Below are 24,200 nucleotides of genomic sequence, written 5' to 3'. Positions count from 1 at the left end.
CAGACGGGAAGATTGGTCGCTTGACGGTGGCGCGTCAACACCTCGGGCGGAAGAGGTTTCCGTTCATCGTCCGAGAGTTTTCGGGAGGCGCAAGGTCACCGAAATGGCGTCAGCAGCGCTTGTTTTACGGCCAGTTCAACCCCGTCCCTTGACCGATGGCTCGCCCCTCCCTACTTTGTGGCGTCGTTTCTCCGTTACGTTTCCGGAACTTTTCCGATACCTAGGAGACCCTCGATGCGTTTCCGCTCCATCACCCTGCTCCACCTCAGACGACTGCTCGCCGTCCTCGCGCCCCTGCTCCTCGTGGCCGGCGTCCTGGGCGCCCAGCCCGCCGGTGCGGCGACGGTCGACCCCACCGCCTCGTATGTGCTGGTCAACCGCGGCAGCGGCAAGGCACTCGACGTCTACAACCTGGCGACCGGCGACGGCGCCCGCATCACCCAGTGGGCCAGGAACGACCAGCCCCAGCAGCAGTGGCAGTTCGTCGATTCCGGCGGCGGCTACTTCCGGATCAAGTCCCGCCACTCCGGCAAGGTGCTCGACGTCAGCGGCGCCTCCACCGCCAACGGCGCCGCGGTCCACCAGTGGACCGACGTGAACGCCGCCAACCAGCAGTGGCGCCTCGCCGACAGCCCGGACGGATACGTGCGGCTCATCGCGCGCCACAGCAACAAGGCCCTTGAAGTGCAGGGGGCTTCGACCGCCGACGGCGCGAACATCGTCCAGTACGACGACTGGGGCGGCGCCAATCAGCAGTGGCAGCTGGTCAAGGTGGGCGGCGGCAACCCCGGCACCTGCGCCCTGCCTTCGAGCTACCGCTGGTCGTCCACGGGTGCGCTGGCGCAGCCGAACCCGGGCTGGGCCTCGCTGAAGGACTTCACCGTCGCCCCGTACAACGGCAGACAGCTCGTCTACGCGACGACGCACGGGGCCGCGGGGACGGGCAAGGCGTGGGGCTCGATGGCCTTCACTCCCTTCACCAACTGGCCGGAGATGGCCACGGCCGGCCAGAACGCGACACCGTTCAACGCCGTCGCCCCGACGCTCTTCTACTTCCGGCCGAAGAACATCTGGGTGCTCGCCTACCAGTGGGGCAGTGCCAAGTTCACGTACCGGACCTCCAGCGATCCCACCAACCCGAACGGCTGGTCCGCGGAGCAGCCGCTGTTCACCGGCAACATCTCCGACTCCGGAACCGGGCCCATCGACCAGACGCTGATCGCCGACGGGTCGAACATGTACCTGTTCTTCGCCGGTGACAACGGCAAGATCTACCGGGCGAGCATGCCGATCGGGAACTTCCCCGGCAGCTTCGGATCCTCGTACACGACGATCATGAGCGACACGGTGAAGAACCTCTTCGAGGCCCCGCAGGTCTACAAGATCAAGGACCGGAACCAGTACCTGATGCTCGTCGAGGCCCGTGGCGCGGACGAGAAGCGCTACTTCCGCTCCTTCACCGCCACCAGCCTGAACGGCAGTTGGACCCCGCAGGCCGCCACGGAGGCCAACCCCTTCGCGGGCAAGGCCAACAGCGGTGCGACCTGGACCGACGACATCAGCCACGGCGAACTGCTCCGCACCAGCGCGGATCAGACCATGACTGTCGACCCCTGCAACCTTCAGCTGCTCTACCAGGGGCGCAGCCCGAGTTCGGACGGCACCGACTACGGCCTCCTGCCGTACCGCCCCGGCCTGCTGACCCTCCAGCGCTGACGGCGTGACGCGGCCGGCCCGAGCTCCCCCTCGGGCCGGCTCCGTCCTGCTGTCGCTCAGGTCTTCCTGCGGGCCGTCATCGCCCGCTGGATCAGGATGAACGCGCAGAGCAGCACGCCTGTCGCGATCTTCGTCCACCACGAGCTGAGCGTGCCCTCGAACTGGATCAGGCTCTTGATCAGGCCCAGGACGAGGACGCCGAACAGCGTGCCGATCACGAAGCCGGAACCGCCCGTCAGGAGGGTGCCGCCGATGACCACCGCGGCGATCGCGTCCAGCTCCATGCCGGTGGCGTGCAGCGGGTCCCCGGACTGGATGTAGAGCGTGAAGAGGAGCCCGGCGAGCGCCGAGCAGAAGCCGCTCACCGTGTAGACCGAGATCTTCGTGCCGCCCTGCGGCAGACCCATCAGCAGGGCCGACTGCTCGTTGCCGCCGACGGCGTACACCCGCCGCCCGAACCGCGTGTAGTGCAGGACGTAGAAGGCCGCCGCGAGGACGACGAGAGCGACGATCGCCCCGATCGACAGGAAGGCTCCGCCCAGGGAGACCTGGGTCTGGGCCATGCTGCTCACCGAGGCGTCGCCGATCGCGATGGACTCCTTGCTGATGACCAGGCACAGGCCCCGGTAGAGGAACAGACCGGCGAGCGTCACGATGAACGGCTGGATCTCGAAGTTGTGGATCACATAGCCCATCAGGAAGCCGCCGAGCGCACCCACGCCGAGTGCCAGCGGGATCACGAGCACGAGCGGCAGGCCCTGCCGCTCCACCAGCCACGCGGTGAACATGGTGGTGAAGCCGATGACGGAGCCCACGGACAGGTCGATGCCGCCCGAGAGGATGACGAAGGTGGCACCGACCGCGGCGACCAGCAGGTAGCTGTTGTCGATGAACAGGTTGAGGAAGACCTGCGCCTCGCCGAACCCGTAGTTCTGGTAGCGGCTCAGGCCGGCCGCGTACATCACGAGGAAGAGCGCGGCCGTCACCATGACGGGCAGCCGCCGGTCGGCGAGGACGCGTGCGGCCTTGCTCGTGGGGTGGCTGTCGGCCGCCTTCGGCCTCGCGGTGGTCGTGCTCATCACGACACCTCCAACTTCGGTGCGGCATCGGCGGTCGGGGCGGTGTCCGCGGGGGCCGCCGGTGCCGGGGGCTGCTGGGCGGCGCGCTTCGCGCCGAACACCTTGGCGCGGAACTTCGGGGACTGCATCAGGCAGACGACGATGACGACGGCGGCCTTGAAGACGAGGTTGGTCTGGGTCGGTACGCCGATGGTGTAGATCGTGGTGGTCAGCGTCTGGATCACCAGGGCGCCGACGACCGTGCCGCCGATCGAGAAGCGGCCGCCCGTCAGCGCCGTACCGCCGATGACCACGGCGAGGATGGCGTCGAGTTCGATCCACAGACCGGCGTTGTTGCCGTCCGCGGCCGAGGTGTTGGAGCTGATCATGAGGCCCGCGATGCCGGCGCACAGCGCGCAGAACACGTACACCATGATTTTGATACGGCGGGAGCGGATGCCGACCAGCCGGCTGGCCTCGGCGTTGCCGCCGACGGACTCGACGAGCAGGCCGAGCGCGGTGCGGCGGGTGAGCAGCGCGGTGACGGCCACGACGGCGAGCACCACGAAGATCGAGAAGGGCAGGGTCAGCCAGTAGCCGCCGCCGATGAGCTTGTACGGCTCGCTGCTGACCGTGATGATCTGCCCGTCGGTGATCAGCTGGGCGACACCGCGCCCGGCGACCATGATGATCAGCGTGGCGATGATGGGCTGGATGCCCATCCTGGCGACCAGGAAGCCGTTCCACAGACCGCAGACGACCGCGGCCGCGAGTCCGATGGCCAGGGCCGTGAACACCCCGGACAGGGCGTTCTGGTCGGCCTGTTCACTGAGGTGCGCACAGGTCAGGGCGCCGGTGATGGCGACCACGGCGCCGACGGAGAGGTCGATGCCGCCGGTGGCGATGACGAGGGTCATGCCGACCGCGACCAGGATCAGGGGCGAGCCGAACAGCACGATCGAGACGAGGCTGCCGTAGAGGTGGCCGTCCGTCATCTTGATCGAGAAGAAGTCGGGCGTGAAGGGGATGTTGACCAGCAGCAGGACGACCAGGACCGCGACCGGCCAGAACAGGTGATGGTGCGTCAGCGCTCGCCAGCGTGGCGTGGTGGTCACTGGTGCTCTCCGCTCGCGATGGTCTCCAGGATCCGGGTGGGCGTGATCTCCGGCCCGTTGGCGATACGCGCCACGAGCTTGCGGTCGCGCAGCACGCCGATGGTGTGGCTGAGCCGGAGGACCTCCTCCAGCTCGGCCGCGATGTACAGGACGGCCATGCCCTCCTCGGAGAGCGAGACCACGAGTTTCTGGATCTCGGCCTTCGCGCCGATGTCGATACCGCGCGTCGGCTCGTCCAGGATCAGCAGCTGGGGCCGGGTGATCAGCCAGCGGGCGAGCAGCACCTTCTGCTGGTTGCCGCCGCTGAGTTGGCCGACTCGCGCCTCCGGATTGGCGGGGCGGATGTCGAGGGCCGCGATGTACTTGGCGACGAGTTCGTCGCGCTGGGCGGTGGGGATGGGACGGGTCCAGCCGCGGGCTGCCTGGAGCGCGAGGATGATGTTCTCGCGCACGGTCAGGTCCGGTATCAGGCCCTCGGTCTTGCGGTTCTCCGAGCAGAAGGCGACGCCTGCGCCGATCGCGTCGTTCGGCGCGCTCATCGCGACCTCCTTGCCGCCGACGGTGACCTTGCCGCTGTCCGGCTGGTCGGCGCCGAAGAGCAGCCGGGCGAGCTCGGTGCGGCCCGAGCCGAGCAATCCGGCGAGTCCGATGACCTCGCCCTTCTTGATCTCCAGGTCGAACGGCTCGATGCCGCCGGCCCGGCCGACGCCCTCCGCCTCGAGCAGCGGCTCGCCTACGTCGGCGTGCAGTTGGTGCTCGTGCAGCTCGTCGAGCTGGCCGAGGGCCTTGCCGATCATCAGCTGGACGAGGCCGACCTGGTCGAGATCGCGGACCATGTGCTCGCCGACGAGGGTGCCGTTGCGCAGCACCGTCATGCGGTCGCAGACCTCGTAGATCTGGTCGAGGAAGTGTGAGACGAACAGGATCGCGACGCCCTCGTCCCTGAGCCGCCGCATCAGGGCGAAGAGTTCGAGCACCTCGCCGCGGTCCAGACTGGAGGTCGGCTCGTCCAGGACGAGCACCTTGGTGCCCGCCCCCTCGCCGTCCGCGGTGCCCACCGACCGTACGATCGCGACCAGTTGCTGCACGGCCAGCGGGTACGAGGACAGCGGAGCGGTGACGTCGATGTCCAGGCCGAGCCGGTCGACGAGCCCGGCGGCCTCGCGGCGCAGCCGCTTCCAGTCGATGCGGCCGAAGCGGGTGGGCTCGCGCCCGATGAAGATGTTCTCCGCCACCGACAGGTTGGGGCAGAGGTTGACCTCCTGGTACACGGTGCTGATGCCGGCCTGTTGCGCCTGCGCCGGGCCGGCGAAGCGTACGGGCCGGCCGCTCAGCGTGATGCTGCCGCCGTCCAGGGTGTGGACTCCGGTCAGCACCTTGATGAGGGTGGACTTCCCGGCGCCGTTCTCGCCGAGCAGGGCGTGGATCTCGCCGGGGAAGAGCCGGAAGTCGACACCCGACAGAGCTCGCACCCCCGGAAACTCTTTGACTATGCCCGTCATCTCCAGGACGGGCCGCGGCTCTGCCATGGCAGCGCTCCTCATGGATGTCGTATCCGCCTGCGGGGAGCCCTCCGGCCGGCCCTCGGTCGTCGGGCCGGCCGAGCGGGGCTCCCTGCCGGTGTGTGCGGTGGGTCGTGACGTGCGCGTCAGCGGGTCGTGACGTGCGCGTGCAGGTGGGTCCTGACGTGCGCGCGGTGCGTCGTGATCTGCGCGCGCGGTGGGTCGTGACCTGCGTGCGGCAGGTCAGTACTTGCGGGTGGGGAGCGCGTCCTTGGCCTGCTCCTGAAGGAAGTCGCTCTCCTCGGTCTTGACCCAGCGCTCGACCTTCTCGCCGTTCTTGACCTTCTGCACGACCTCCATCAGCTGGGGGCCGAGCAGCGGGTTGCACTCGACGATGGCGTTGATCTTGCCCTCGGACATGGCGACGAAGCCGTCCTTCACGCCGTCGACGGTGACGATGAGGATGTCCTTGCCCGGCTTCTTGCCGGCCGCCTCGATGGCCTGGATCGCGCCGATGCCCATGTCGTCGTTGTGCGCGAACAGCACGTCGATGTCCGGGTTGGACTGGAGGAAGGCCGACATGACCTGCTTGCCGCCGGCGCGGGTGAAGTCACCGGTCTGGCTGACGACGATCTTCCAGTCGTCCTTGTGCTCCGCGTCCATGACCTCCTTGAAGCCCTTGGCGCGCTCGATCGCCGGGGCGGCACCGGTGGTGCCCTCCAACTGGGCGATCTTCACAGGGCCCTTGTGGCCGGCCTTCTCGAGGACCTTCTCCAGGATCTTGGCGGCACGCCGCCCCTCGTCCGTGAAGTCCGAGCCGACCAGGGTCACGAACAGGGACTCGTCGGAGGTCTCGACGCTGCGGTCGGTGAGGACCACCGGGATGTTCTTGGCCTTGGCCTCCTTCAGGACCGCGTCCCAGCCGGTGACGACCACCGGCGAGAAGGCGATGACGTCCACCTTCTGGGCGATGAAGCTGCGGATCGCGGAGATCTGGTTCTCCTGCTTCTGCTGTGCGTCGGAGAACTTGAGGGTGAACCCCGCCTCCTGGGCGGCGGACTTCACCGACTCGGTGTTGGCGGTGCGCCAGCCGCTCTCCGAGCCGACCTGCGAGAAGCCGAGGGTGAGCTTCTTGCCGCCCCCGCCGCCGTTGCTGCCGGTGCCCGTCGAGCCCTTGTCCTCCTTGGCGCAGGCCGCCAGGGCACCCGCGGATGCCACGCCGACCGCGGCGGTCAGGAACTTCCTTCGGTTGAGCATGGTCCATCTCCTTGCGTTCCGGGACAGGCTGCGCGTTGTCCAGCCTGCCGATCACTGTTCGAAATCTCGGCCAAAAAAACGGGGTGGAACATCGGTGGTACGTCGGGTGCCGTCTCAGGCGGTGCGGGCATCCTGCCCGGGCGTGTACGGGAAAGTGCTGGCGCGCACGACCAGTTGGGGCTCGATGGCGATCGGCGCGGGACCGGGCGGGCCGCACCCCTCGATCAATCCGAGGAGCATGGCGATGCTCTGCCGGCCCACCGCCGGGAAGTCCTGCCGCACGGTGGTGAGCGGAGGAGCGTAGAACTCCGACTCCGGAATGTCGTCGAATCCGACCACGGCCACATCCTCAGGAGTGCGCACGCCCGCCTCGCGCAGCGCCCGCAGCACCCCGAGTGCCATCTGGTCGTTGGCGACGAAGACCGCGGTCAGCCCGCTGCCCGCCCGGCGGGCCAGTTCCTGGCCCGCCCGGTAGCCGGACTGCGGACTCCAGTCGCCGCGCAGCATCAACGGCGGTTCCACGCCCGCCGCTTCGAGCGTGGCCCGCCAGCCGGCGGCCCGGTCGGCGGCTTCCTGCCAGTCCTCTGGGCCGGCGAGGTGCCAGACCTGACGGTGGCCCGCGGCGAGCAGATGGCCGGTGGCCAGACACGCTCCCGCGTACTGGTCCACGCAGACGCTGGGGATGCCGAGGCCGGATCCGCTGCCCACCGTCACCACCGGGAACGGGTAACGCAGTCCGGCGAGCGCCTCGACCGCCGACCGCTGCGGTGCGATGGCGACCACGCCCTCCACTCCGCCCTCGCTGAGGTGGTCGAGCGCCTCGGACAGTTTGTCCACGGTCAGCCTGCGCAGGCTGACCGTGGAGACGAGATAGCCCTCGGCTCGTGCGGCCTCCTCGAGTGCGAACAATGTGCTGGCGGGGCCGTACAGCGTGGTGTCGGAGGCGACCACGCCCAGGGTCCTGGTGCGCCGGGTGGCCAGGGCGCGTGCGGAGGAGTTGCGGCGGTAGCCCATCTCCTCGATCGCCCGGAGCACCTTGGCCCGGGTCTCCTGCCGCACGTTGGGGTGGTTCCCCAGGACGCGCGAGACGGTCTGGTGGGACACGCCGGCCAGCCGCGCGACATCGGCCATGGTGGGCGGCCGAAGCTGCGCCTGCGTCATAACCACCCACCCCCTCAAGCCGATTGGACAACCGCGGGGGTCATTGTGAGCGCTAACAATTCACCTCGGTCAAGAGGTCGCGCAGCAGGGCGACGTCACGTTTGCGTAACGCGGCCGAAGCGTGCGGGCCATGGGGAGAGGGCTCCCGACGCGGTTCCGTGAGAGGTGTTGACGCGCCCGGAACGCGGCTCTACCTTCTGCACCGAAACTTCGAACTCCGTACGAAATACCGGACGTTGACCGTTTCGCCGCGCGACGGAGAAGAAGACGGAGAGAAAAGTGCCGACCGACGGCAACCTTTGCGACGCCCGTGACGACCAGAAGGCGGAACCCGGCTCCGACCAGGCCCGGTTCGTCCGACTTCCGTCCATGAACGGCACGCAAGGAGAACACCCCCCATGAACCACCACTCGCCCGGCAGACGCCGCGGACGTCACCGCCGCCGCTGGACCGCCACCGGACTCGTCGTCGGTGTGCCGGCCGTCCTCGTGCCGTATCTCCTGTTCGCCCAGGAGGACTCGCAGGCGGCGACCGTCGAGGACGGTGTCTTCTACCGGCTGGTGTCCGTGCGCAGCGGCAAGGTCCTGGACGTCAACGCCTTCTCCACCGCGGACGGCACCCGCGTCCAGCAGTGGAAGGACCAGAACACCGCCAACCAGCAGTGGCGGCTGCGACCCACCGGGGACGGCTATCACGAGCTGGTCAACCGCAACAGCGGCAAAGTCCTCGGCATCGCGCGGGAATCGGCCGCGCGCGGGGCCGCCGCCGAGCAGCAGAGCGACAGCGCCTCGACCGCGCAGGAGTGGAGGATCGAGGACGCGGGCGGCTCCGGCGCCGTCACCCTGGTCTCGCGCAGGAGCGGACAGGTCCTCGACGTCTCGGGGGGCTCACGCACCGACGGCGCGGCAGTGATCCAGTATCCGGGGCACGGCGGCACCAACCAGCAGTGGAAGCTGGTGAAGGCGGCCCCGGCCGGTGACCCGCAGGAGGCCGCGGCCTCCGGTCCGTACACCTGGAAGAACGCCCAGGTGGTGGGCGGCGGTTACGTCACCGGCCTTGTGTTCAACCCGAGCGAGAAGGGCCTGCTCTACGCGCGCACCGACATGGGCGGTGCCTACCGCTGGGACACCGGCGCCGAGCAGTGGATCCCGCTGACCGACTGGATCGGCGAGAAGGACTGGAACCTGCTCGGCATCGACGCGGTCGCCACGGACCCCGTCGACCCCCGGCGCCTCTACCTCGCCGCGGGCACCTACACCAACGGCTGGGCGGGCAACGGCGCGCTCCTGCGCTCCACCGACCGGGGCCGCACCTTCCAGCGCACCGAACTGCCGTTCAAACTGGGCGCCAACGAGGACGGACGCGGCGCCGGCGAGCGCCTCGCGGTCGACCCCGCCGACCACCGCACCTTGCTGCTCGGCACCCGCAAGAACGGCCTGTGGCGCAGCACCGACCACGGCGCGACCTGGAGCCAGGTCTCCTCGTTCCCCGTGCAGGACGGGGCGAGCAGCGGCGGCGGGATCTCCTTCGTCTCCTACGGGAAAGCCGGCAGCCGGACCGTGTACGTGGGCGTCGGCGACACCTCGACCTCGCTGTACCGCTCGACGGACGGCGGCAGCACCTGGCGGGCCGTCGCCGGGCAGCCCACGGGCCAACTGCCGCAGCACGGCGTGGTCTCGGGCGACGGCTCGCTGTACCTCACGTACACCGACAAGCTCGGGCCCAACGGTGTGACCGCCGGCTCGGTGTGGAAGTACACGCCGGCGAGCGGGACGTGGAAGAACGTCTCGCCGTCCAAGGGCGCCTACGGATTCTCCGGGCTGGCCGTCGACCCGCGCAGGCCGGACACGGTGATGGTCACCACCCTCGACCGCTGGTGGCCCGAGGACGAGATCTACCGCAGCACCGACGGCGGTTCCACCTGGCAGGCGCTGGCCGAGAAGTCGGTACGTGACGCCACCGCCGCTCCGTATGTGGGCACCCACACCGGCCACTGGATGACCGCCCTGGCCATCGACCCCTTCGACTCCGGGCATGTGCTGTACGGCACCGGCAACGGCATCTGGCGCAGCAGGGACGCCACGGCGACCGACAGCGGCGGCACCAGCCACTGGAGCGTGGGCGCGCGGGGTCTGGAGGAGACCGCGCTGCTCGACGCGGTCGCCCCGCCCGGCGGCGCCTCCGTCGTCACGTCCATGGGGGACCAGGGCGGCTTCCGCCACGACGACCTGACCAAGGTGCCCGCAGGGCGCCTGAGCAACCCGCTGATGACCAACAGCACCGACATCGACTTCGCCCAGGCCGAGCCCTCGACGATGGTCCGCGTCGGCCGGGGCGGCGCCCAGGACGGGGCCTACTCCACCGACGGCGGCCGCAGTTGGCAGGGCTTCAAGGCGGAGCCGGTGCCCGGTGCCCAGGACGGACGCGTCGCACTGTCCGCGGACGGCTCCGCCCTCGTCTGGACCCAGGCGGGCCAAGTGCCGTACCGCTCGACGGACATGGGGGCGAGCTGGGCGAAGGTCGGCGGCCTCGGCACGGACGCCGTGGTGGTCGCCGACCGCCGCGCGGCCGGGACGTTCTACTCCCTGTCCGGTGGCACGCTGTACGCCAGCACCGACGGCGGCGCGAGCTTCCGGGCCCGCGCCACGGGCCTGCCCGAAGGGCGCCTGACGGCCGTGCCCGGCGTCTCCGGAGACCTGTGGATCGCCGGACACGGCAAGGGGCTGCTGCACTCCACCGACGGCGGGCGCACCTTCGCGCCGCTCGCCACGGTGCAGTCCGCCTCGGCCGTCGGCTACGGCAAGGCGGCACCGGACGCCTCGTACCAGACCCTGTATCTGATCGGCACGGTCAAGGACGTCACGGGCGTGTTCCGCTCCACCGACAAGGGCGCCACCTGGCTCCGGGTCAACGACGACGCCCACCAGTGGGGCGGCATCGGCGGCACCGGCGTCATCACCGGTGACCCCGACGTGTTCGGACGCGTGTACGTCGGCACCAACGGGCGCGGGCTCCAGTACGGGGACCCGGCGTCCTGACGGCGAACCGACGACGGGGCCACGGGCACCCTGCCCGTGGCCCCGCGCGGCGGGCTACTTGACGCGCAGCTCGCAGCGCAGCCGCCTGCCGGGCCCGGCCTCGCGTACCGGACCGGTCAGGGCGAGCGGCACGGTGTGGTGGACGCGGGCGCTGGAGGAGGCGACCCGCAGTTCGAGCGCACCGGGTTCGACGACGCGCCGGCCGTCGGCCCCGGTGTAGGCGGCGAGGTCGGCCGGGAACGTGGCGTGGACCTCCGCCTCCGCGCCGGCCTCCAGCGGCACGCGGACGTAGCCGACGAGCCGGACCTCGGGCCGGGCGACGGTGCCCACGGGGTCGTGCAGATAGAGCTGGACGACCTCGGTGCCCGGCCGCTCGCCGTTGTTGCGGACGGTCAGCCGGATCGTGGTCTCCCCGTCGGTGGGGAGTTCGGGTGCCTCGCACTGGGGGACGCCCCACTCGAAGCTCGTATACGACAGGCCGTGCCCGAACGGGTACAGCGGCGTGGGGTCCACGGTGCTGGGGAAGCCGTTCATGCCCAGCGGCGGAGCGAGGTAGGAGGCAGGCTGGCCGCCGGGGCCGCGCGGCACGGAGACCGGCAGCCGCCCCGACGGCTCCACCCGCCCGGACAGGACTCCCGCGACGGCCGGGCCGCCTTCCTGTCCGGGGAAGAAGGCCTGCACGACGGCCGCCGCACGCCCGGCCCAGCGGCCCAGGGCGTAGGGCCGGCCGCTGAGCGCGACGATCACGAACGGCACGCCCGAGGCCGCCACTTCGTCGAGCATCTCGGCCTGCCCGTACGGCAGTTGCAGGTCCTCGGCGTCGCAGCCCTCGCCCGAAGAGCCCCGCCCGAAGAGGCCGGACCGGTCGCCGACCACGGCGAGGACGACGTCCGCGCCGTCCGGCCCGGCGAGGAACTCGGACCCCGGGAACGCGGCACGGAGCGACTCGGCGAGGGTCGGCACCTCGACGCCGGCGGGCAGTTCGGGGTGGTGCACCCCGACGTGCCGCGGGAACGTGTAGCAGCCGAGCATGGCCGCCTGCTCCTCGGCGAGCGGCCCCACGAGGGCGATCCGCAGCCCGTCGTCCAGCGGCAGCACCCCCGTGTCGTTGGCGAGCAGCACCACCGACTCCTCGGCCACACGGCGGGCGAGGTCGCGCAGGTGGGGCGGGTCGAGGTCGACGGGCGCGCCGCCGGTGCCTTCCGGTTCCCATCCCGGGTCGAGCAGCCCCAGTTCGCACTTCTGGGTCAGGACGCGCAGCACCGCCCGGTCGAGATCCGCCTGGTCCAGGGGCCGGCCCGGGGTGTAGCAGCGGGCGGCGGGCAGTTCCACGTCGACCCCGGCGGCGAGGGCGAGCCGGGCCGCCGCGTCCTCGCCGTCGGCGACCTTGTGCGCCTCCTCCAGGAGCGAGACGCCGAAGTAGTCGGAGACGACCGTCCCCGTGAACTCCCACTCCTCGCGCAGGAGTTGGGTGAGCAACTGCGGGTGCGCGTGCGCGGGCAGCCCGTCGATGTCGTTGTACGCGGGCATCACGGACCGGGCGCCGCCCTCCCGTATCGCCATCTCGAACGGCGGCAGGATCACATCGGCGAGCTCGCGCGGACCGATCGAGGCGGGTGCGTGGTTGCGGGCCGCGCGCGAGGCCGAGTACGCCGCGAAGTGCTTGAGCGTGGCGACGATCCCGGCGGCCTCCAGGCCCTTCACGTACGCGCTGCCGACCGTGCCCACCAGATACGGGTCCTCGCCGATGGCCTCCTCGGTACGCCCCCAGCGGGCGTCCCTGACGACGTCGAGCACCGGGGCGAGGCCCTGGTGGACGCCGACCGAGCGCATCGACGCTCCGATGCCGCGGGCCATCTCGCCGACGAGGTCGGGGTCGAAGGTGGCGCCCCACGCGAGCGGGGTCGGGAAGACGGTGGCCTGCCAGGCGGTGAACCCGGTCAGGCACTCCTCGTGCGCGATCGCCGGCAGCGCGAACCGGTTGCCGGCCCGGATGGCGCGCTGGAGACCGGCCAGGCGCTCGGCGCCTTCGGCCGGATCCACGGGGACCGTGCCGAACGGGCGGGTGAGATGGCCGAGTCCGTACGGGAGCAGCGCCTCGAGCGCGGCGCTGCGCGAGGCGTAGGTGTGCTGGCCGGGAGCGACGTCGGCACCGTCGGTATCGGCGCCGATCCACACACTGGCCAGTTGGGCGGTCTTCTCCTCGGTGGTCATCCGGGCGAGCAGGTCCGCCGCCCGGGTGTGCGCGGGCAGGGTGGTGTCCTGCCATGGCTCGACCATGGAACTCCTCAAGTGCGGTACGTGTAGGTGGTGTTGGCGAGTGGGTGGCGCAGGTCAGCCCTTGGTCGCGCCCATCGTGATGCCGCCGATCAGCTGCCGTTCGGCCACCGCGTAGAAGGCGAGCGCGGGCGCCATGGACAGGACGAGGTAGGCGAAGATGCGGGCCGTGTCGCTGGAGTACTGGCCCTGGAACTGCTGCACGCCGACGGGGATCGTCCACCAGGTGGGTTCGCTGAACACGAGCAGCGGGAGCAGGAAGTTGTTCCAGCTGGCGACGATGGCGAGGACCGAGACCGTGCCGAGCGCGGGGCGCGCCATCGGCAGCAGGATGCGCCAGAAGAACCCCAGCGGCGAGCAGCCGTCGAGCGTGGCGGCCTCCTCCAGCTCACCGGGGATCTCCCGGAAGAAGCCGCGCAGGATGACGATGGTCATGGGCAGGCCGAACGCGGCCTGCGGCAGGATCACGCCCCAGGGGTTGTCGAGCAGCCCGAAGGTGCGCAGCAGCACGAACAGCGGCAGGATCGCCACGGCGAACGGGAACATCAGGCCGACGGTGAAGAGGGTGAACATCACCTCTCTTCCCTTGAAGGCGAACCGGGCGAGCCCGAACGCGGCGAGCGCGGCCGTGCCGACGGTGAGCACCGTCGTGCCGACGGCGATCAGCGTGGACGAGCCGAGCATCCGCCAGAACGCGCTGTCCGCGAGGATGTCCGTGTAGTTCGAGACGTTCCACGGCGACGGCAGCCCGAAGGGGTTCTGGGAGAGCTGGTCGGTGGATTTGAACCCGGACACCAGCGCGTACAGGATCGGCGTGACCATGAGGACGCCGACGAGCCACAGGGTGACGTACAGGGGAGTGGAGCGCAGGCGCCGGCGCGCGGTGTGGCTGAGGCCGCTCATCGGTTGCCTCGCATGGTGGTGAGGGCTCCTTCGGTGTCGCGGCGCAGCACGAACCGCTGGTAGGCGAGGGCGAAGACCAGGCTGATGAGGAACATCGCGATGCTGATCGCGCTGGCGTAGCCGATCTGGTAGCGCTTGAAGCCGAACTGGAAGAGGGTGACCGCCATCGTCTCGGAGTGGTGGTCGGGGCCGCCCTGCGTGGTCACCCACACGAGGTCGAACAGCTGGATGGCGCCGATCACGGAGAGGAAGACGCTGATCCGGATGGTGGGGCCGAGCAGCGGCAGCGTGATGGCGCGGAACCGCTGCCAGGCGTTCGCCCCGTCGATCCGGGCCGCCTCGTGCAGCTCGGCGGGGATCCCCTGGAGACCGGCGAGGTAGAGCATCATGTGGAAGCCGAAGTACTTCCACATCATGACCAGGAACAGGGTGGGCAGCACCCAGTCCTGGTCGGCGAACCACAGGCCGCCGACGTGGTCGAGGCCGACGGCGCCGAGGACCCGGTCGGCGAGCCCCTCGTCCGGCGCGAAGATCATCGCGAACAGGACTCCGGTGATCACCTCCGACAGGACGTACGGGGCGAAGAACAGCATCCGGTAGACGGCCCGCCCGCGCACCTTCTGGTTGAGCAGCACCGCCATGGCGAGCGCGAACGGCAGTTGCAGGCCCACGGACAGCAGGACGAGCAGCAGACCGCGCCACAGGTCGCCGAGGAAGACCGGGTCGTCCAGGAGGCGGGAGTAGTTGTCGCCCCCGGCGAAGTCCGAAGGGGCCCCGAATCCGCCCCAGTTGAAGAAGCTGACGTACAGGGCGTACAGGATCGGTGTGAGCACGAACAGCGCGAACAGGACGAGCGCGGGGACGGTGAACGAGAAGGCGGTCAGCCAGTCCCGTACCCGCAGCGCCAGGGGGCGCCGGTTGGCCGGCGGGTCGGCCTGCTCCTTCGCGGGAGCGGGCCGCGCCTCCTTGATCTGGGTCGAGGTCATCGTCGGTTACTGGCTCTTCGCCACCTGGGTGATGGAACGCGCCACGTCCGCCGGGGACTTGGAGCCCGCGATGAGGGCGGCCACCGAGTCGTTGACCTCCTGGCCCACGGCCGGCGGGTAGGCCTGGTCGAGGTAGAGCTGGAAAGCCGTGGTCGAGTTGAGCAGGTCCGAGACGGCCTTGAGGTTGGGGTCGGTGAGCGCGTCCAGGGCCTTCGTGTTCACCGGGATCATCCCGCCGTCCTTGACGATGACGCGGTTGTTCTCGGGGCCGACGAACCACTTCAGGAACTCGAGGGCCTCCTTGGGCGCGCCCTTGCGCAGGGCGTAGCCGCCACCGCCGCCGAAGACGTCGGTGGACTTGCCCTTGCCGCCCTCGACGGCCGGGAAGGGGAAGAAGCCGAGGTCGTCGCCGAGGCCCTTGCCCTCCGAGCTCTGCACGTTGGGGGCCCACTGGCCCATCAGCTCCATGGCCGCCTTGGCGTTGCCCATGGTCGCGCCCTGACCGGTCGGGCCCGGGTACGCGGCGCCAAGGAAGCCCTTCTGGAACGGGTCGAGGTCGACCAGCTCCTTGAGGTGCTCGCCCGCCTTGACGAACTCGTCGCCGGTGAAGTCCTTGGCGTCGGCGGCCTTCTGCATGCCGTCGACCCCGGCGATGCGGATCGCCAGATACGCCCAGTAGTACATGCCGGGCCACTTCTCCTTGCCGGCCAGGGCGATCGGCGTGATGCCGGCGTCCTTGAGCTTCTTGACGGCGTCGAGGAACGCGGCCCAGGTCGCGGGCGGGGAGGCTATCCCGGCCTCCTTGAAGTGCGCCTTGTTGTACCAGAAGCCGACGGCGCCGATCTCCTCGGGAACGGCGTAGATCCTGCCGTCGAACTCGTACGGCACGCGCGACGCGGGCACCAGGTCGCCGATCCAGTCCTTCACCTGGTCGGTGATGTCCTCCGTCAGACCGGCGTCCACCTGCTGCTTGAGGACACCGCCGCCCCAGGTGTTGTACATGTCCGGCAGCTTCCCCGTGCCGACGAGCGCCGTCATCTTCGCCTTGAACGCGTCGTTCTCCAACGGGACGAGCTTGATCCTGGTGTCGGGGTGCGCCTTCTCGTACGCCTTGGCCTGCTGCGGCCACAGGGTCTTGCCGGGCTCGGTGGTCCGGATGTGCCACCACTCGACGACAGTTCGGCCCTGGCTGTCCGTGCTGCCGCCGTCGTCGGAGTCCCCGCAGGAGGTGAGCACGGCGGTGCCGAGGCCGGCGACGGAGACCACCCCGAGGAACCGGCGCCGGGAGAAGGACGAGCGGACTGCATGCGGCATGGCGCACCTTCCGGAAGAGATCCGATAATTATCGGGAGATGGTCACGGAAGTTACGGACGCACGACGGGGGTGTCAACGGCCTGAACAAAAAAGGCCGTTGACACCCCCGGGAGGAGTGCCGGATCGCGGTGCCGCCGCTATACGCCGCGGGGCGCCGCCGTACTGGCTCTGACCACGAGTTCCGTCGCCAGCTCCACGCGCGGCGCGGCCGGTGCGACGGACCGCGCGAGGTCGAGCACCGTACGGGCCCCCAACTTTCCCATGTCCGCCAGCGGTTGGCGCACCGTGGTGAGCGGCGGCGAGGACCAGCGCACCTCGGGCAGGTCGTCGAAGCCGACCACGCTCATGTCCTCGGGCACCCTGAGGCCGCGCCGGCGCAGGGCCTCGATCGCGCCCAGCGCCATCTGGTCGCTGGCCGCGAACACCGCGGTCGGCGGGTCCGCCAGGTCGAGCAGCTGGTTGCATCCGGTGAACCCGGACTCGTGGTAGAAGTCGCCGGGCACGATGAGCGCGTCGTCCACCGCCACGCCCGCGACGTCGAGCGCCGCCCGGTAGCCGTCGAGCCGGGCGCGCGAGCACAGCAGCCGGGGCGGGCCCTCGATGAACCCGATCCTGCGGTGCCCGAGCGTCAGGAGATGCTCGGTCGCCGCCATGCCCCCGGCCCAGTTCGTGGCACCGATGGTGGGCTCCTGCGAGGCGGGCGAACCGGCGGGGTCGATGACCACCAACGGCACGCCCAGGCGGCGCAGTTCCTCGTGGAAGACCGGTTCGAGCACCGACGTCACGAGGAGCACGCCGTCCGAGGCGCGGGCCCGCAGATTCGTCATCCACTGCTGGGCCGAGCCCACCCGGTCGTGCAGGGCGGAGACCACGGTCCCCACACCGGACTCGTGCGCGACCTCCTCGACCCCTCGGATGATTTCCACCGCCCAAGGGCTGTCGAGATCGTTGAAGACCAGGTCGATCAGGGCCGCGCGGTCGCCGGGCGCGGGCGGCTTCCGCCGGTAGCCGTGCCGGTGGAGCAGGTCCTCGACCTTGGCCCGGGTGGCGGGTGAGACATCCGACCTCCCGTTGACGACGCGCGACACGGTCGGTACGGAGACCCCGGCCTCCCGCGCGATCTCGGTGATCGTCACCTTGGCGGGCCCGTCCGGGCTCCGCGTGGCTGTCTTGCGCTGAGCGGCATCCGGGGCCACCGTCACACCTCCGTCACGTCACGTCCGGAAAAAGCCGGGCGTCTTCCGGAAACCGTAGAGCATGGGTGCGTCCGTCCGGCAGTCGAGGCGTCCAACTCGTCCGACCCGTCGGACACACGCCCCAGAATCTACGCCCGCGCCGCGCCGGACGTCCCGGCCGAACGTCCCTGCGGGCCGGCCGGACCAGTTGCGGCCGGCTCGCAGGGGGTGCGGGTACGCGTCCGACCTCCAGGCGTGAGGTTCCGCGGGCCCGACAGACGAATGCCTCCCGCAGCGCGCGCCGCGGGAGGCATCCGCCTTCATGCGTCCTACCAGGACGACTTGCGCACCCCGGGCAGATGCCCCGCGTGCGCCAGCTTCCGCAGGTTCACGCGCGAGAGGCCGAACGCGCCCACGTATCCGCGGGGCCGGCCGTCCACGCTGTCGCGGTTGCGGACGCGGGTGGCGGAGGCGTCGCGCGGCTGGCGGGACAACTCCTCGCGGGCGGCGAGGCGTTCGGCTTCGCTGGACGACGGGCGGCGGAGGATCTCCTTGAGTTCGGCCCGGCGGGCCGCGTGGCGTGCGACGGTCGCGCGCCGCCGCTCGTTCGCCGCGATCTTGCTCTTCTTCGCCATCAGATCTTCACCCCTCGCGCGCGGATCCGGGCCACCGCGGCCTCGATGCCGATCGAGTCCACCGTCTTGACGGCGGCGGCGCTCAGCGTGAGCCGGACATGGCGGCCCTCGCTCGCGAGCCAGTAGCGCTTGCGCTGGATGTTCGGGTCGAAGCGGCGCGAGGTGCGCCGGTGCGAGTGGGAGATGCGGTGGCCGAAGCCGGGCTTGCGGCCGGTCAGCATGCAGTGCGCGGACAAAGGTCGGTCGCCTTTCGGTGGGCGGGCCTGCGGCGCTCGTCGCAGACCGTGGTTGGTAATGGGAACCATTTTCATTTACTGTACCGGACATGGCCCGCAACGAACTGCGCCCCGTGATCAAACTCCGCTCCACGGCAGGCACCGGATACACCTACGTCACCCGCAAGAACCGCCGGAACAACCCCGACCGCCTCGTCCTGCGCAAGTACGACCCCGTGGCCGGGCGGCACGTCGACTTCCGAGAGGAGCGCTGAGCATCCATGAAGCAGGGCATCCACCCGCCGTACGGCCCGGTCGTCTTCCGTGACCGCGCCGCGAACCACGCCTTCCTGACCCGGTCCACCGCGACCAGCGACAAGACGATCGAGTGGGAGGACGGCAACGTCTATCCCGTCGTCGACGTCGAGATCTCGAACGTCAGCCATCCCTTCTATACGGGCACCGCGCGCGTCCTCGACACCGCGGGGCGCGTCGAGCGCTTCGAGCGGCGCTACGGTTCCGTGCGCGGCGGGGAGAAGTGATGGAGCTCGCCGTCGCCCTGGTCGGCGGCCTGCACGCGGACGCGCGCCGGGCCGCCGTCGAGCGGCTGCTCGCCACGGTGCCCGGCAGCGTGGCGCTGCACCATGACCTCTCAACCGCCGCCCACGGCACGGTGATACGGACCCTGCGCGACGCGAACGGCCCGGTGAGCAGCGGCGAGGCGCCGCTCGTCAACGACTGCGCCTGCTGCGCGCTGCGCGAGGACCTGCTGCCCGAGCTGGAGCGGCTGGCCGACGCGGGACTGACCCGGCTCGCGGTCGTCGAACTGTGGGACTCGGTCGAGCCCAAGGCGATGGCCGAGGTCGTGGCCGGCGGCGGGTTCACCGTCACCGCCGTGATCACCGCCGTCGACCCGGCGCTGCTGCTGCCCTGCCTGGGCAACGGGGACGATCTCGCGGCCGCCGGTCTGGCCGCCGCCCGCACCGACCAGCGCACCGTCGCCGACACCTTCGCGCGGCAGCTGGAGTACGCGAATGTGCTCGCCGTGGCCGACAGCGAGGAGGCGGACGACGAGGACCGGGCGCTGTTGCGCCAGTTGCACCCGACCGCACGTCAAGTGCGGCTGGGGGAGTGCGACTTGGCGGCCGCGGCGCTCGCCGGGTTCGATGTCGAGGCGGCCGCCGCCGCCCAGCACCCCGCCTGCGCACTGCTGCCGCAGGAGGCCGACGAGGCCGGTGTCGCCACGTACGTCTGGCAGGCGCGCCGGCCCTTCCACCCCGCGCGGCTGTACGCGGCCCTGGAGGATCTGACCTGCGCCGCCGCTCGCAGCCGCGGCCGGTTCTGGCTGGCCGACCGGCCCGACACCCTGCTCGCCTGGGACGCCGCGGGCGGCGCCCTGTGCGTGGAGAGCGCCGGGCCCTGGCTGGCCTCGCTGCCCGACGCCGCCTGGGAGCTCGTACCGCCCGTGCGCCGCGCGGCGGCGGCCCTCGACTGGCATCCCGAGCACGGCGACTGCGGCCAGCATCTCGTGTTCACCTCGCCGGGTCTGGACCGCGACGGGCTGCAACAGGTCCTCGAATCCTGCCTGTTGACCGACGGCGAGTACGCGGCCGGGCGCGCCGCCTGGCAGCACCTGCACTCCGACTTCGACACCCTCCTGGAGGTCTGACCCATGTCCCCGCGCCGCGACAGCGCCGCCCGCAAGCCCCTCAAGTCCCGTCCGAACCCGCTGGATCAGGCAGGGATCACGTACATCGACTACAAGGACACCGACCTGCTGCGGAAGTTCATCTCCGACCGGGGCAAGATCCGCAGCCGCCGGGTGACGCGGGTGAGCGCCCAGCAGCAGCGGCAGATCGCCACGGCCGTCAAGAACGCGCGCGAGATGGCGCTGCTGCCGTATGGGACGGGCAAGTGACGGTTTGACCGGCTGGTCCGCCGGCGCCCGGCTGCCGGGGTCGGCGGGTCAGCCCTGCCCCGACCCCGGGTCGGCCTGCCGCAGCCGTGTGCGCAACGTGGCCGCGAAGTCCTCGGCGCGGGCGAGCTGGACGCGGAGCTTCTCGACCTGTTCCGTCGCGGACTGCTCGTAGGTCCGGACACGCTGGAGAAGGTCCTGGCGCTCTTCGGGCGGCAGGTCCCCGCCGGTGTCGAGGCGGTCGGTGGCGTCCAGGAGCTCGCGCATCTGCTCCAGGGTGAAGCCCAGCGGCTTCATCCGGCGGATGACCATGAGGCGCGCCACGTCGGCCTCGGTGTAGAGACGGAAGCCGCCCTGCGAGCGGGCGGACGGCGTGACCAGGCCCGTCTCCTCGTAGTGCCGGATCGTGCGCAGCGACAGCTCGGTGCGTGCGGCGACCTCGCCGATCTGCATGTGCCCGCTGCCCACGTGGCCCGCCACCCTTCTCTCTGTTCCGCCGAGCCGCCGGACCCGGTTCATCTCTACCGTAACGTGAGGGTAGAGTTGTGAGCGTCGGGTCCGGCTCCGTGCCGTCCCCGCTTCCATGGTGCGGGAGCGATCATCCCGCATCTCGGGCGGAACCCCCTCAGGTGCTCCCGCCCCATGACGTCAGCCCGCCGTCGTCCGCGGGTCCGGCGCGGGAACCTTCGTGCGTTCCCGCGCGCAGTTCCGCGCGCCGGTGGTGATCTCCGGAGTGCCCGAGCCCGATGGGTCCGCGTTCCGTGTCCTCTGCCGCTGCCGTGTCCCCGCGCTCCGCCACCGAGCGGCTGCGCGGCCTGAAGCCCGACTGGTGGTCCGATCCGAAGGTCTGGCGCACCGAGATCCTCGGCGGTCTCGTCGTGGCCCTCGCCCTGATCCCCGAGGCGATCTCCTTCTCGGTGATCGCCGGGGTGGACCCGGCCATCGGTCTGTTCGCCTCCTTCACCATGGCCGTCACCATCGCGGTCGTCGGCGGCCGGCGGGCGATGATCTCGGCCGCCACGGGTGCCGTGGCCCTGGTGATCGCGCCGCTCAACCGCGAGCACGGTCTCGGCCACCTGGTGGCCGCCGTCATCCTCGCCGGCGTCTTCCAAGTGGTCCTCGGCCTGCTCGGGGTGGCCAGGCTGATGCGGTTCATCCCGCGCTCGGTGATGGTCGGCTTCGTCAACTCCCTCGCCATCCTGATCTTCATGGCCCAGATCCCGGAACTGACGGACGTGCCCTGGGCCGTCTACCCGATGCTCGCGGCCGGGCTCGCGCTGATGGTGTTCTTCCCGAAGGTCACCACGGTGGTGCCGGCGCCGCTGGTCTCCATCGTCGTCCTCACCGTCGTCACCCTCGCCGCGGGCATCGCGGTGCCGACCGTCGGGGACAAGGGCCAACTGCCCTCCTCGCTGCCGGTTCCGGGGCTGCCGGACGTGCCGTTCACCCTGGACACGCTCGGCACCATCGCGCCGTACGCCTTCGCGATGGCGCTGGTCGGTCTGATGGAGTCCCTGATGACCGCCAAGCTCGTCGACGAGATCACCGACACCCCCTCGGACAAGCGCCGGGAGTCCATCGGGCAGGGCATCGCCAACATCGTCACCGGGTTCTTCGGCGGCATGGGCGGCTGCGCCATGATCGGCCAGACGATGATCAACGTGAAGGTGTCCGGGGCGCGCACGCGGCTCTCCACCTTCCTCGCGGGCGCCTTCCTGATGGTGCTCTGCATCGTCTTCGGGCCGGTCGTCTCCGACATCCCCATGGCCGCGCTCGTCGCCGTCATGGTGATGGTCTCCTTCGCCACCTTCGACTGGCACTCCGTCGCCCCGAAGACCCTCAAGCGGATGCCCGCGGGCGAGCTGGCCGTCATGGCGGTCACGGTCGCCGTGGTCGTGGCCACGCACAATCTCGCCATCGGAGTCGTCGTCGGCTCGGTCACCGCCATGGCCGTCTTCGCCCGGCGGGTCGCCCATGTCGCCGAGGTCACGGCCGTCACCGACCCCGACCGCACCACCGTGGTCTACCGGGTGACGGGCGAGCTGTTCTTCGCCTCCGCCAACGAACTCGTCGGCCGCTTCGACTACGCGGGCGACCCGGACAGGGTGGTCGTCGACCTGAGCGCCGCCCACGTCTGGGACGCCTCCTCCGTGGCCGCCCTCGACACCGTCGAGGCCAAGTACCGCCAGCGCGGCAAGTCCGTGGAGATCACCGGACTGAACGCACACAGCGCCCACCTGCACGGCCGGCTCAGCGGCGAGCTCGAAGCAAGCCACTGAGCGGGCGGGCCGCGCCAAGGTCTTGGCCGAGGCCTACAGGCCCTCGCCCGGCCAGCCGAGCAGTCGTGCCCCGATGACGGCGGTCTGCAAGGTGTAGCGGTGGGTGGGATTCGCGGTGTCGTAGCCGGTGAGGGTGTGGATGCGTTCGAGGCGGTACGTCATCGCGCGCACGCTCAGGGACAGCCGGCGGGCAGCTTCGGCGGCCACGCAGCCGCTGTCGAAGTAGGCGGCCAGGGTGTCGATCAGAGGTTGGGCGCCGCCGCGGGCCCGGGCGAGCGGGCCCAGTGCGCTCTCGACCAGGTCGGTCATGGCCTGCCGGTCGCGGGCGAGGACGGGGTAGACGAGCAGGTCGGCCGCGTGCAGCACCGGTCCTTCGAGGTCCATGCGCGCGGCGAGGTCGAGGGCGCCGAGCGCCTCCTCGTAGGAGTGGACCACGCCGCCCGCGCCCGGGTGGGGGCGGCCGATGCCGACGCGGCCGCCGTCCGTGGCCGCGTACGCCTGTTTGGCGAAGTAGGTGACGACCTCGGACTCGTCGCCGGGCGCGATGCAGATCAGCCGGTCGTCCTTGGTGGTGAGCAGGATGCGGCGGTGGCCGAAGCGGGCGGTGAGTGCCGCTTCGATGCGGCGGCTCGCGGCGTAGCCGTCGGCGTACGGTTCCGGGCCTTCGGCCACCGCCACCGTATGGGCGTGGGACAGGAGCAGGCCGAAGCGTTCGGCGCGCTCGGCCAGGCGTCCCAGGTCGCTGCGGCCGTAGAGGAGGTCGTCGATGAACTCCCGGCGGGCGGCCTCCTCCTGACGGATCGCCAGGCGCTGCGCGCGTTCGTGGCCCTCGGCGAACGCGTCCACGGCCTGGGCGGCGGCCGACAGCAGGTGGCCCGTCTGCGTGCCGGGAAGTGACGGACGGACGTCCTCGGCGGCCGCGAGCAGGACGCGGACGAGGGAGCGCAGGCCGATGCCTGCCTCCGCGGCCAGTTCGCCGTGCGCGCGCTGCGTGTCGAGTTCGTCGCGGGTCAGGCGACGGCCGGTCGCGCAGGCCTCCGTCAGACACCGGGCGTATCCCGCCAGGTGCTCCTCGGGTACCTCCGGCCGCGTGCCGACTCCCGTGCTGCCTTCGCCCGTCATGCCGTTCCGCCAGTCATGCCGTTCCGCCCGTCATGCTGCCCGCCCCTCATGCCGTCCCTCCGGTCGTGCCGTCCCGGTGGCGCGGGCCCGGTGCGCGTCGGCCGGGGACGGTGCGGTGCCTCCATGGGACCGCTCCGGCATTAAAGACGCGTCAAGACTGCCGGTCAACGGCAATGTGCCGGTGCGCGCTCCGATGCGAGGATGCCTTCCGAGCGGCACCGAGGGGGATCCCGGTGGGATTCCGGTGAGATTCCGGTGCCGGGTACCGGCAATGCGTGCTTCCCGAGGGCGCGCGGGCAAGGGAGGGGAACCATGGGCGGCTTCATCGACAGCCTCGCCGTTTCCCTCGTGCCCGTGGCCGCGCTCCTGCTGCTCGCCGCCTCCGCCTTCCGGCCGCCCGCCTCCGCGCCGGCGAAGTGGGTCCCCGACGAACCCGGGGCGGACGCCCGGCCGTCCGCCGACCGCTCCGTCTGAGGCTTTCGACCCGTCCGAACCCGTCGCGCCCCGCGGCCAGTTGTCCGCGCCCGCGCG

General features: G+C 70.8%; 22 protein-coding genes. 8 read left to right on the top strand and 14 right to left on the bottom strand.

The window, feature by feature from the left end; genetic code table 11:
* Window positions 1-234: 234 nt before the first annotated feature.
* Window positions 235-1,716, top strand: coding sequence for a non-reducing end alpha-L-arabinofuranosidase family hydrolase (locus BLT97_RS05185; RefSeq protein ID WP_093607422.1), 1,482 nt, complete (start codon window positions 235-237; stop codon window positions 1,714-1,716).
* A 56-nt stretch (window positions 1,717-1,772) separates the two neighbouring features.
* Here the strand turns inward: BLT97_RS05185 and yjfF are convergent, their stop codons facing one another.
* From yjfF to BLT97_RS05160, 5 genes are all read right to left on the bottom strand, one after another.
* Entirely contained in the window at window positions 1,773-2,795 is a 1,023-nt protein-coding gene (gene yjfF, locus BLT97_RS05180; protein WP_093607421.1) for a galactofuranose ABC transporter, permease protein YjfF, read from the bottom strand.
* Window positions 2,795-3,889 (bottom strand): ABC transporter permease, encoded by a 1,095-nt coding sequence (locus BLT97_RS05175; RefSeq protein ID WP_093607420.1) that lies wholly within the window; start codon window positions 3,887-3,889, stop codon window positions 2,795-2,797. The genes yjfF and BLT97_RS05175 overlap by 1 nt, the downstream gene beginning before the upstream one ends.
* Complete coding sequence (locus BLT97_RS05170) at window positions 3,886-5,418, bottom strand: sugar ABC transporter ATP-binding protein (protein WP_093607419.1); 1,533 nt, start codon at window positions 5,416-5,418, stop codon at window positions 3,886-3,888. The genes BLT97_RS05175 and BLT97_RS05170 overlap by 4 nt, the downstream gene beginning before the upstream one ends.
* A gap of 216 nt (window positions 5,419-5,634) precedes the next feature.
* Entirely contained in the window at window positions 5,635-6,648 is a 1,014-nt protein-coding gene (locus tag BLT97_RS05165; protein WP_093607418.1) for an ABC transporter substrate-binding protein, read from the bottom strand.
* 114 nt (window positions 6,649-6,762) lie between these two features.
* A complete protein-coding gene (locus BLT97_RS05160) occupies window positions 6,763-7,809 on the bottom strand; it encodes a LacI family DNA-binding transcriptional regulator (protein WP_093607417.1) in 1,047 nt (348 codons plus the stop codon).
* Between the two features lie 398 nt (window positions 7,810-8,207).
* On the opposite strand from BLT97_RS05160, the gene BLT97_RS05155 reads away from it, so the two are divergent.
* Window positions 8,208-10,847 (top strand): RICIN domain-containing protein, encoded by a 2,640-nt coding sequence (locus BLT97_RS05155; RefSeq protein ID WP_093607416.1) that lies wholly within the window; start codon window positions 8,208-8,210, stop codon window positions 10,845-10,847.
* Window positions 10,848-10,901: 54 nt separating this feature from the next.
* Here the strand turns inward: BLT97_RS05155 and BLT97_RS05150 are convergent, their stop codons facing one another.
* The 7 genes from BLT97_RS05150 to rpmB form a co-directional block, all read right to left on the bottom strand.
* Window positions 10,902-13,127 (bottom strand): glycoside hydrolase family 3 N-terminal domain-containing protein, encoded by a 2,226-nt coding sequence (locus BLT97_RS05150; RefSeq protein ID WP_093607415.1) that lies wholly within the window; start codon window positions 13,125-13,127, stop codon window positions 10,902-10,904.
* A 54-nt stretch (window positions 13,128-13,181) separates the two neighbouring features.
* Window positions 13,182-14,027 carry a carbohydrate ABC transporter permease gene (locus BLT97_RS05145; protein ID WP_093607414.1) on the bottom strand — a complete coding sequence of 282 codons (846 nt, stop codon included), beginning with the start codon at window positions 14,025-14,027 and terminating at the stop codon, window positions 13,182-13,184.
* Window positions 14,024-15,013 carry a carbohydrate ABC transporter permease gene (locus BLT97_RS05140; RefSeq protein ID WP_093607413.1) on the bottom strand — a complete coding sequence of 330 codons (990 nt, stop codon included), beginning with the start codon at window positions 15,011-15,013 and terminating at the stop codon, window positions 14,024-14,026. The genes BLT97_RS05145 and BLT97_RS05140 overlap by 4 nt, the downstream gene beginning before the upstream one ends.
* A gap of 6 nt (window positions 15,014-15,019) precedes the next feature.
* On the bottom strand, window positions 15,020-16,327 hold the full coding sequence (locus BLT97_RS05135) for an extracellular solute-binding protein (protein WP_093607412.1): 1,308 nt from the start codon (window positions 16,325-16,327) through the stop codon (window positions 15,020-15,022).
* A 138-nt stretch (window positions 16,328-16,465) separates the two neighbouring features.
* A complete protein-coding gene (locus tag BLT97_RS05130) occupies window positions 16,466-17,524 on the bottom strand; it encodes a LacI family DNA-binding transcriptional regulator (RefSeq protein ID WP_093607777.1) in 1,059 nt (352 codons plus the stop codon).
* 308 nt (window positions 17,525-17,832) lie between these two features.
* On the bottom strand, window positions 17,833-18,138 hold the full coding sequence (gene rpsN / locus BLT97_RS05125; protein WP_093607411.1) for a 30S ribosomal protein S14: 306 nt from the start codon (window positions 18,136-18,138) through the stop codon (window positions 17,833-17,835).
* The gene (rpmB, locus tag BLT97_RS05120) at window positions 18,138-18,374 is read right to left on the bottom strand and encodes a 50S ribosomal protein L28 (RefSeq protein ID WP_093607410.1); all 237 of its coding nucleotides are present in this window, start codon (window positions 18,372-18,374) and stop codon (window positions 18,138-18,140) included. Before rpmB ends, rpsN begins: the two co-directional genes overlap by 1 nt.
* An 89-nt stretch (window positions 18,375-18,463) precedes the next feature.
* On the opposite strand from rpmB, the gene rpmG reads away from it, so the two are divergent.
* From rpmG to rpsR, 4 genes are read left to right on the top strand one after another with little or no spacing between them, the layout of a single operon-like run.
* Window positions 18,464-18,628 (top strand): 50S ribosomal protein L33, encoded by a 165-nt coding sequence (rpmG, locus tag BLT97_RS05115; RefSeq protein WP_093607409.1) that lies wholly within the window; start codon window positions 18,464-18,466, stop codon window positions 18,626-18,628.
* Between the two features lie 6 nt (window positions 18,629-18,634).
* A complete protein-coding gene (locus tag BLT97_RS05110; protein ID WP_093607408.1) occupies window positions 18,635-18,895 on the top strand; it encodes a type B 50S ribosomal protein L31 in 261 nt (86 codons plus the stop codon).
* A complete protein-coding gene (locus BLT97_RS05105) occupies window positions 18,895-20,022 on the top strand; it encodes a CobW family GTP-binding protein (protein WP_093607407.1) in 1,128 nt (375 codons plus the stop codon). The genes BLT97_RS05110 and BLT97_RS05105 overlap by 1 nt, the downstream gene beginning before the upstream one ends.
* Window positions 20,023-20,025: 3 nt before the next feature.
* The gene (rpsR, locus tag BLT97_RS05100; RefSeq protein WP_093607406.1) at window positions 20,026-20,271 is read left to right on the top strand and encodes a 30S ribosomal protein S18; all 246 of its coding nucleotides are present in this window, start codon (window positions 20,026-20,028) and stop codon (window positions 20,269-20,271) included.
* A gap of 48 nt (window positions 20,272-20,319) precedes the next feature.
* Here rpsR and BLT97_RS05095 read toward each other — a convergent pair whose 3' ends face one another.
* Window positions 20,320-20,721, bottom strand: coding sequence for a MerR family transcriptional regulator (locus tag BLT97_RS05095; RefSeq protein WP_176953674.1), 402 nt, complete (start codon window positions 20,719-20,721; stop codon window positions 20,320-20,322).
* A 308-nt stretch (window positions 20,722-21,029) separates the two neighbouring features.
* Between BLT97_RS05095 and BLT97_RS05090 the strand changes: the two genes are divergently transcribed.
* Complete coding sequence (locus tag BLT97_RS05090; protein WP_245769133.1) at window positions 21,030-22,547, top strand: SulP family inorganic anion transporter; 1,518 nt, start codon at window positions 21,030-21,032, stop codon at window positions 22,545-22,547.
* Between the two features lie 33 nt (window positions 22,548-22,580).
* On the opposite strand, the gene BLT97_RS05085 is transcribed toward BLT97_RS05090, so the two are convergent.
* Window positions 22,581-23,669: a PucR family transcriptional regulator gene (locus tag BLT97_RS05085; protein WP_093607404.1), complete on the bottom strand. Its 1,089-nt coding sequence runs from the start codon at window positions 23,667-23,669 to the stop codon at window positions 22,581-22,583.
* 312 nt (window positions 23,670-23,981) lie between these two features.
* Here BLT97_RS05085 and BLT97_RS37760 point away from each other — a divergent pair, with 312 nt between their 5' ends.
* Window positions 23,982-24,143 carry a hypothetical protein gene (locus BLT97_RS37760; protein ID WP_176953645.1) on the top strand — a complete coding sequence of 54 codons (162 nt, stop codon included), beginning with the start codon at window positions 23,982-23,984 and terminating at the stop codon, window positions 24,141-24,143.
* Window positions 24,144-24,200 lie beyond the last annotated feature (57 nt).

Source organism: Streptomyces indicus, from assembly GCF_900100315.1.
Taxonomy (GTDB): Bacteria; Actinomycetota; Actinomycetes; order Streptomycetales; family Streptomycetaceae; genus Streptomyces; species Streptomyces indicus.
This window is presented reverse-complemented; position numbering and strand designations above follow the sequence as displayed.

Excerpts from the sequence above, each read along its gene's own strand:
- BLT97_RS05185 (WP_093607422.1), top strand. The coding sequence starts at position 235 with ATGCGTTTCCGCTCCATCACCCTGCTCCACCTCAGACGACTGCTCGCC.
- yjfF (WP_093607421.1), bottom strand. The coding sequence starts at position 2,795 with ATGAGCACGACCACCGCGAGGCCGAAGGCGGCCGACAGCCACCCCACG.
- BLT97_RS05170 (WP_093607419.1), bottom strand. The coding sequence starts at position 5,418 with ATGGCAGAGCCGCGGCCCGTCCTGGAGATGACGGGCATAGTCAAAGAG.
- BLT97_RS05165 (WP_093607418.1), bottom strand. The coding sequence starts at position 6,648 with ATGCTCAACCGAAGGAAGTTCCTGACCGCCGCGGTCGGCGTGGCATCC.
- BLT97_RS05160 (WP_093607417.1), bottom strand. The coding sequence starts at position 7,809 with ATGACGCAGGCGCAGCTTCGGCCGCCCACCATGGCCGATGTCGCGCGG.
- BLT97_RS05155 (WP_093607416.1), top strand. The coding sequence starts at position 8,208 with ATGAACCACCACTCGCCCGGCAGACGCCGCGGACGTCACCGCCGCCGC.
- BLT97_RS05150 (WP_093607415.1), bottom strand. The coding sequence starts at position 13,127 with ATGGTCGAGCCATGGCAGGACACCACCCTGCCCGCGCACACCCGGGCG.
- BLT97_RS05145 (WP_093607414.1), bottom strand. The coding sequence starts at position 14,027 with ATGAGCGGCCTCAGCCACACCGCGCGCCGGCGCCTGCGCTCCACTCCC.
- BLT97_RS05140 (WP_093607413.1), bottom strand. The coding sequence starts at position 15,013 with ATGACCTCGACCCAGATCAAGGAGGCGCGGCCCGCTCCCGCGAAGGAG.
- BLT97_RS05135 (WP_093607412.1), bottom strand. The coding sequence starts at position 16,327 with ATGCCGCATGCAGTCCGCTCGTCCTTCTCCCGGCGCCGGTTCCTCGGG.
- rpsN (WP_093607411.1), bottom strand. The coding sequence starts at position 18,138 with ATGGCGAAGAAGAGCAAGATCGCGGCGAACGAGCGGCGGCGCGCGACC.
- rpmG (WP_093607409.1), top strand. The coding sequence starts at position 18,464 with ATGGCCCGCAACGAACTGCGCCCCGTGATCAAACTCCGCTCCACGGCA.
- BLT97_RS05110 (WP_093607408.1), top strand. The coding sequence starts at position 18,635 with ATGAAGCAGGGCATCCACCCGCCGTACGGCCCGGTCGTCTTCCGTGAC.
- BLT97_RS05105 (WP_093607407.1), top strand. The coding sequence starts at position 18,895 with ATGGAGCTCGCCGTCGCCCTGGTCGGCGGCCTGCACGCGGACGCGCGC.
- rpsR (WP_093607406.1), top strand. The coding sequence starts at position 20,026 with ATGTCCCCGCGCCGCGACAGCGCCGCCCGCAAGCCCCTCAAGTCCCGT.
- BLT97_RS05095 (WP_176953674.1), bottom strand. The coding sequence starts at position 20,721 with ATGCAGATCGGCGAGGTCGCCGCACGCACCGAGCTGTCGCTGCGCACG.
- BLT97_RS05085 (WP_093607404.1), bottom strand. The coding sequence starts at position 23,669 with ATGACGGGCGAAGGCAGCACGGGAGTCGGCACGCGGCCGGAGGTACCC.
- BLT97_RS37760 (WP_176953645.1), top strand. The coding sequence starts at position 23,982 with ATGGGCGGCTTCATCGACAGCCTCGCCGTTTCCCTCGTGCCCGTGGCC.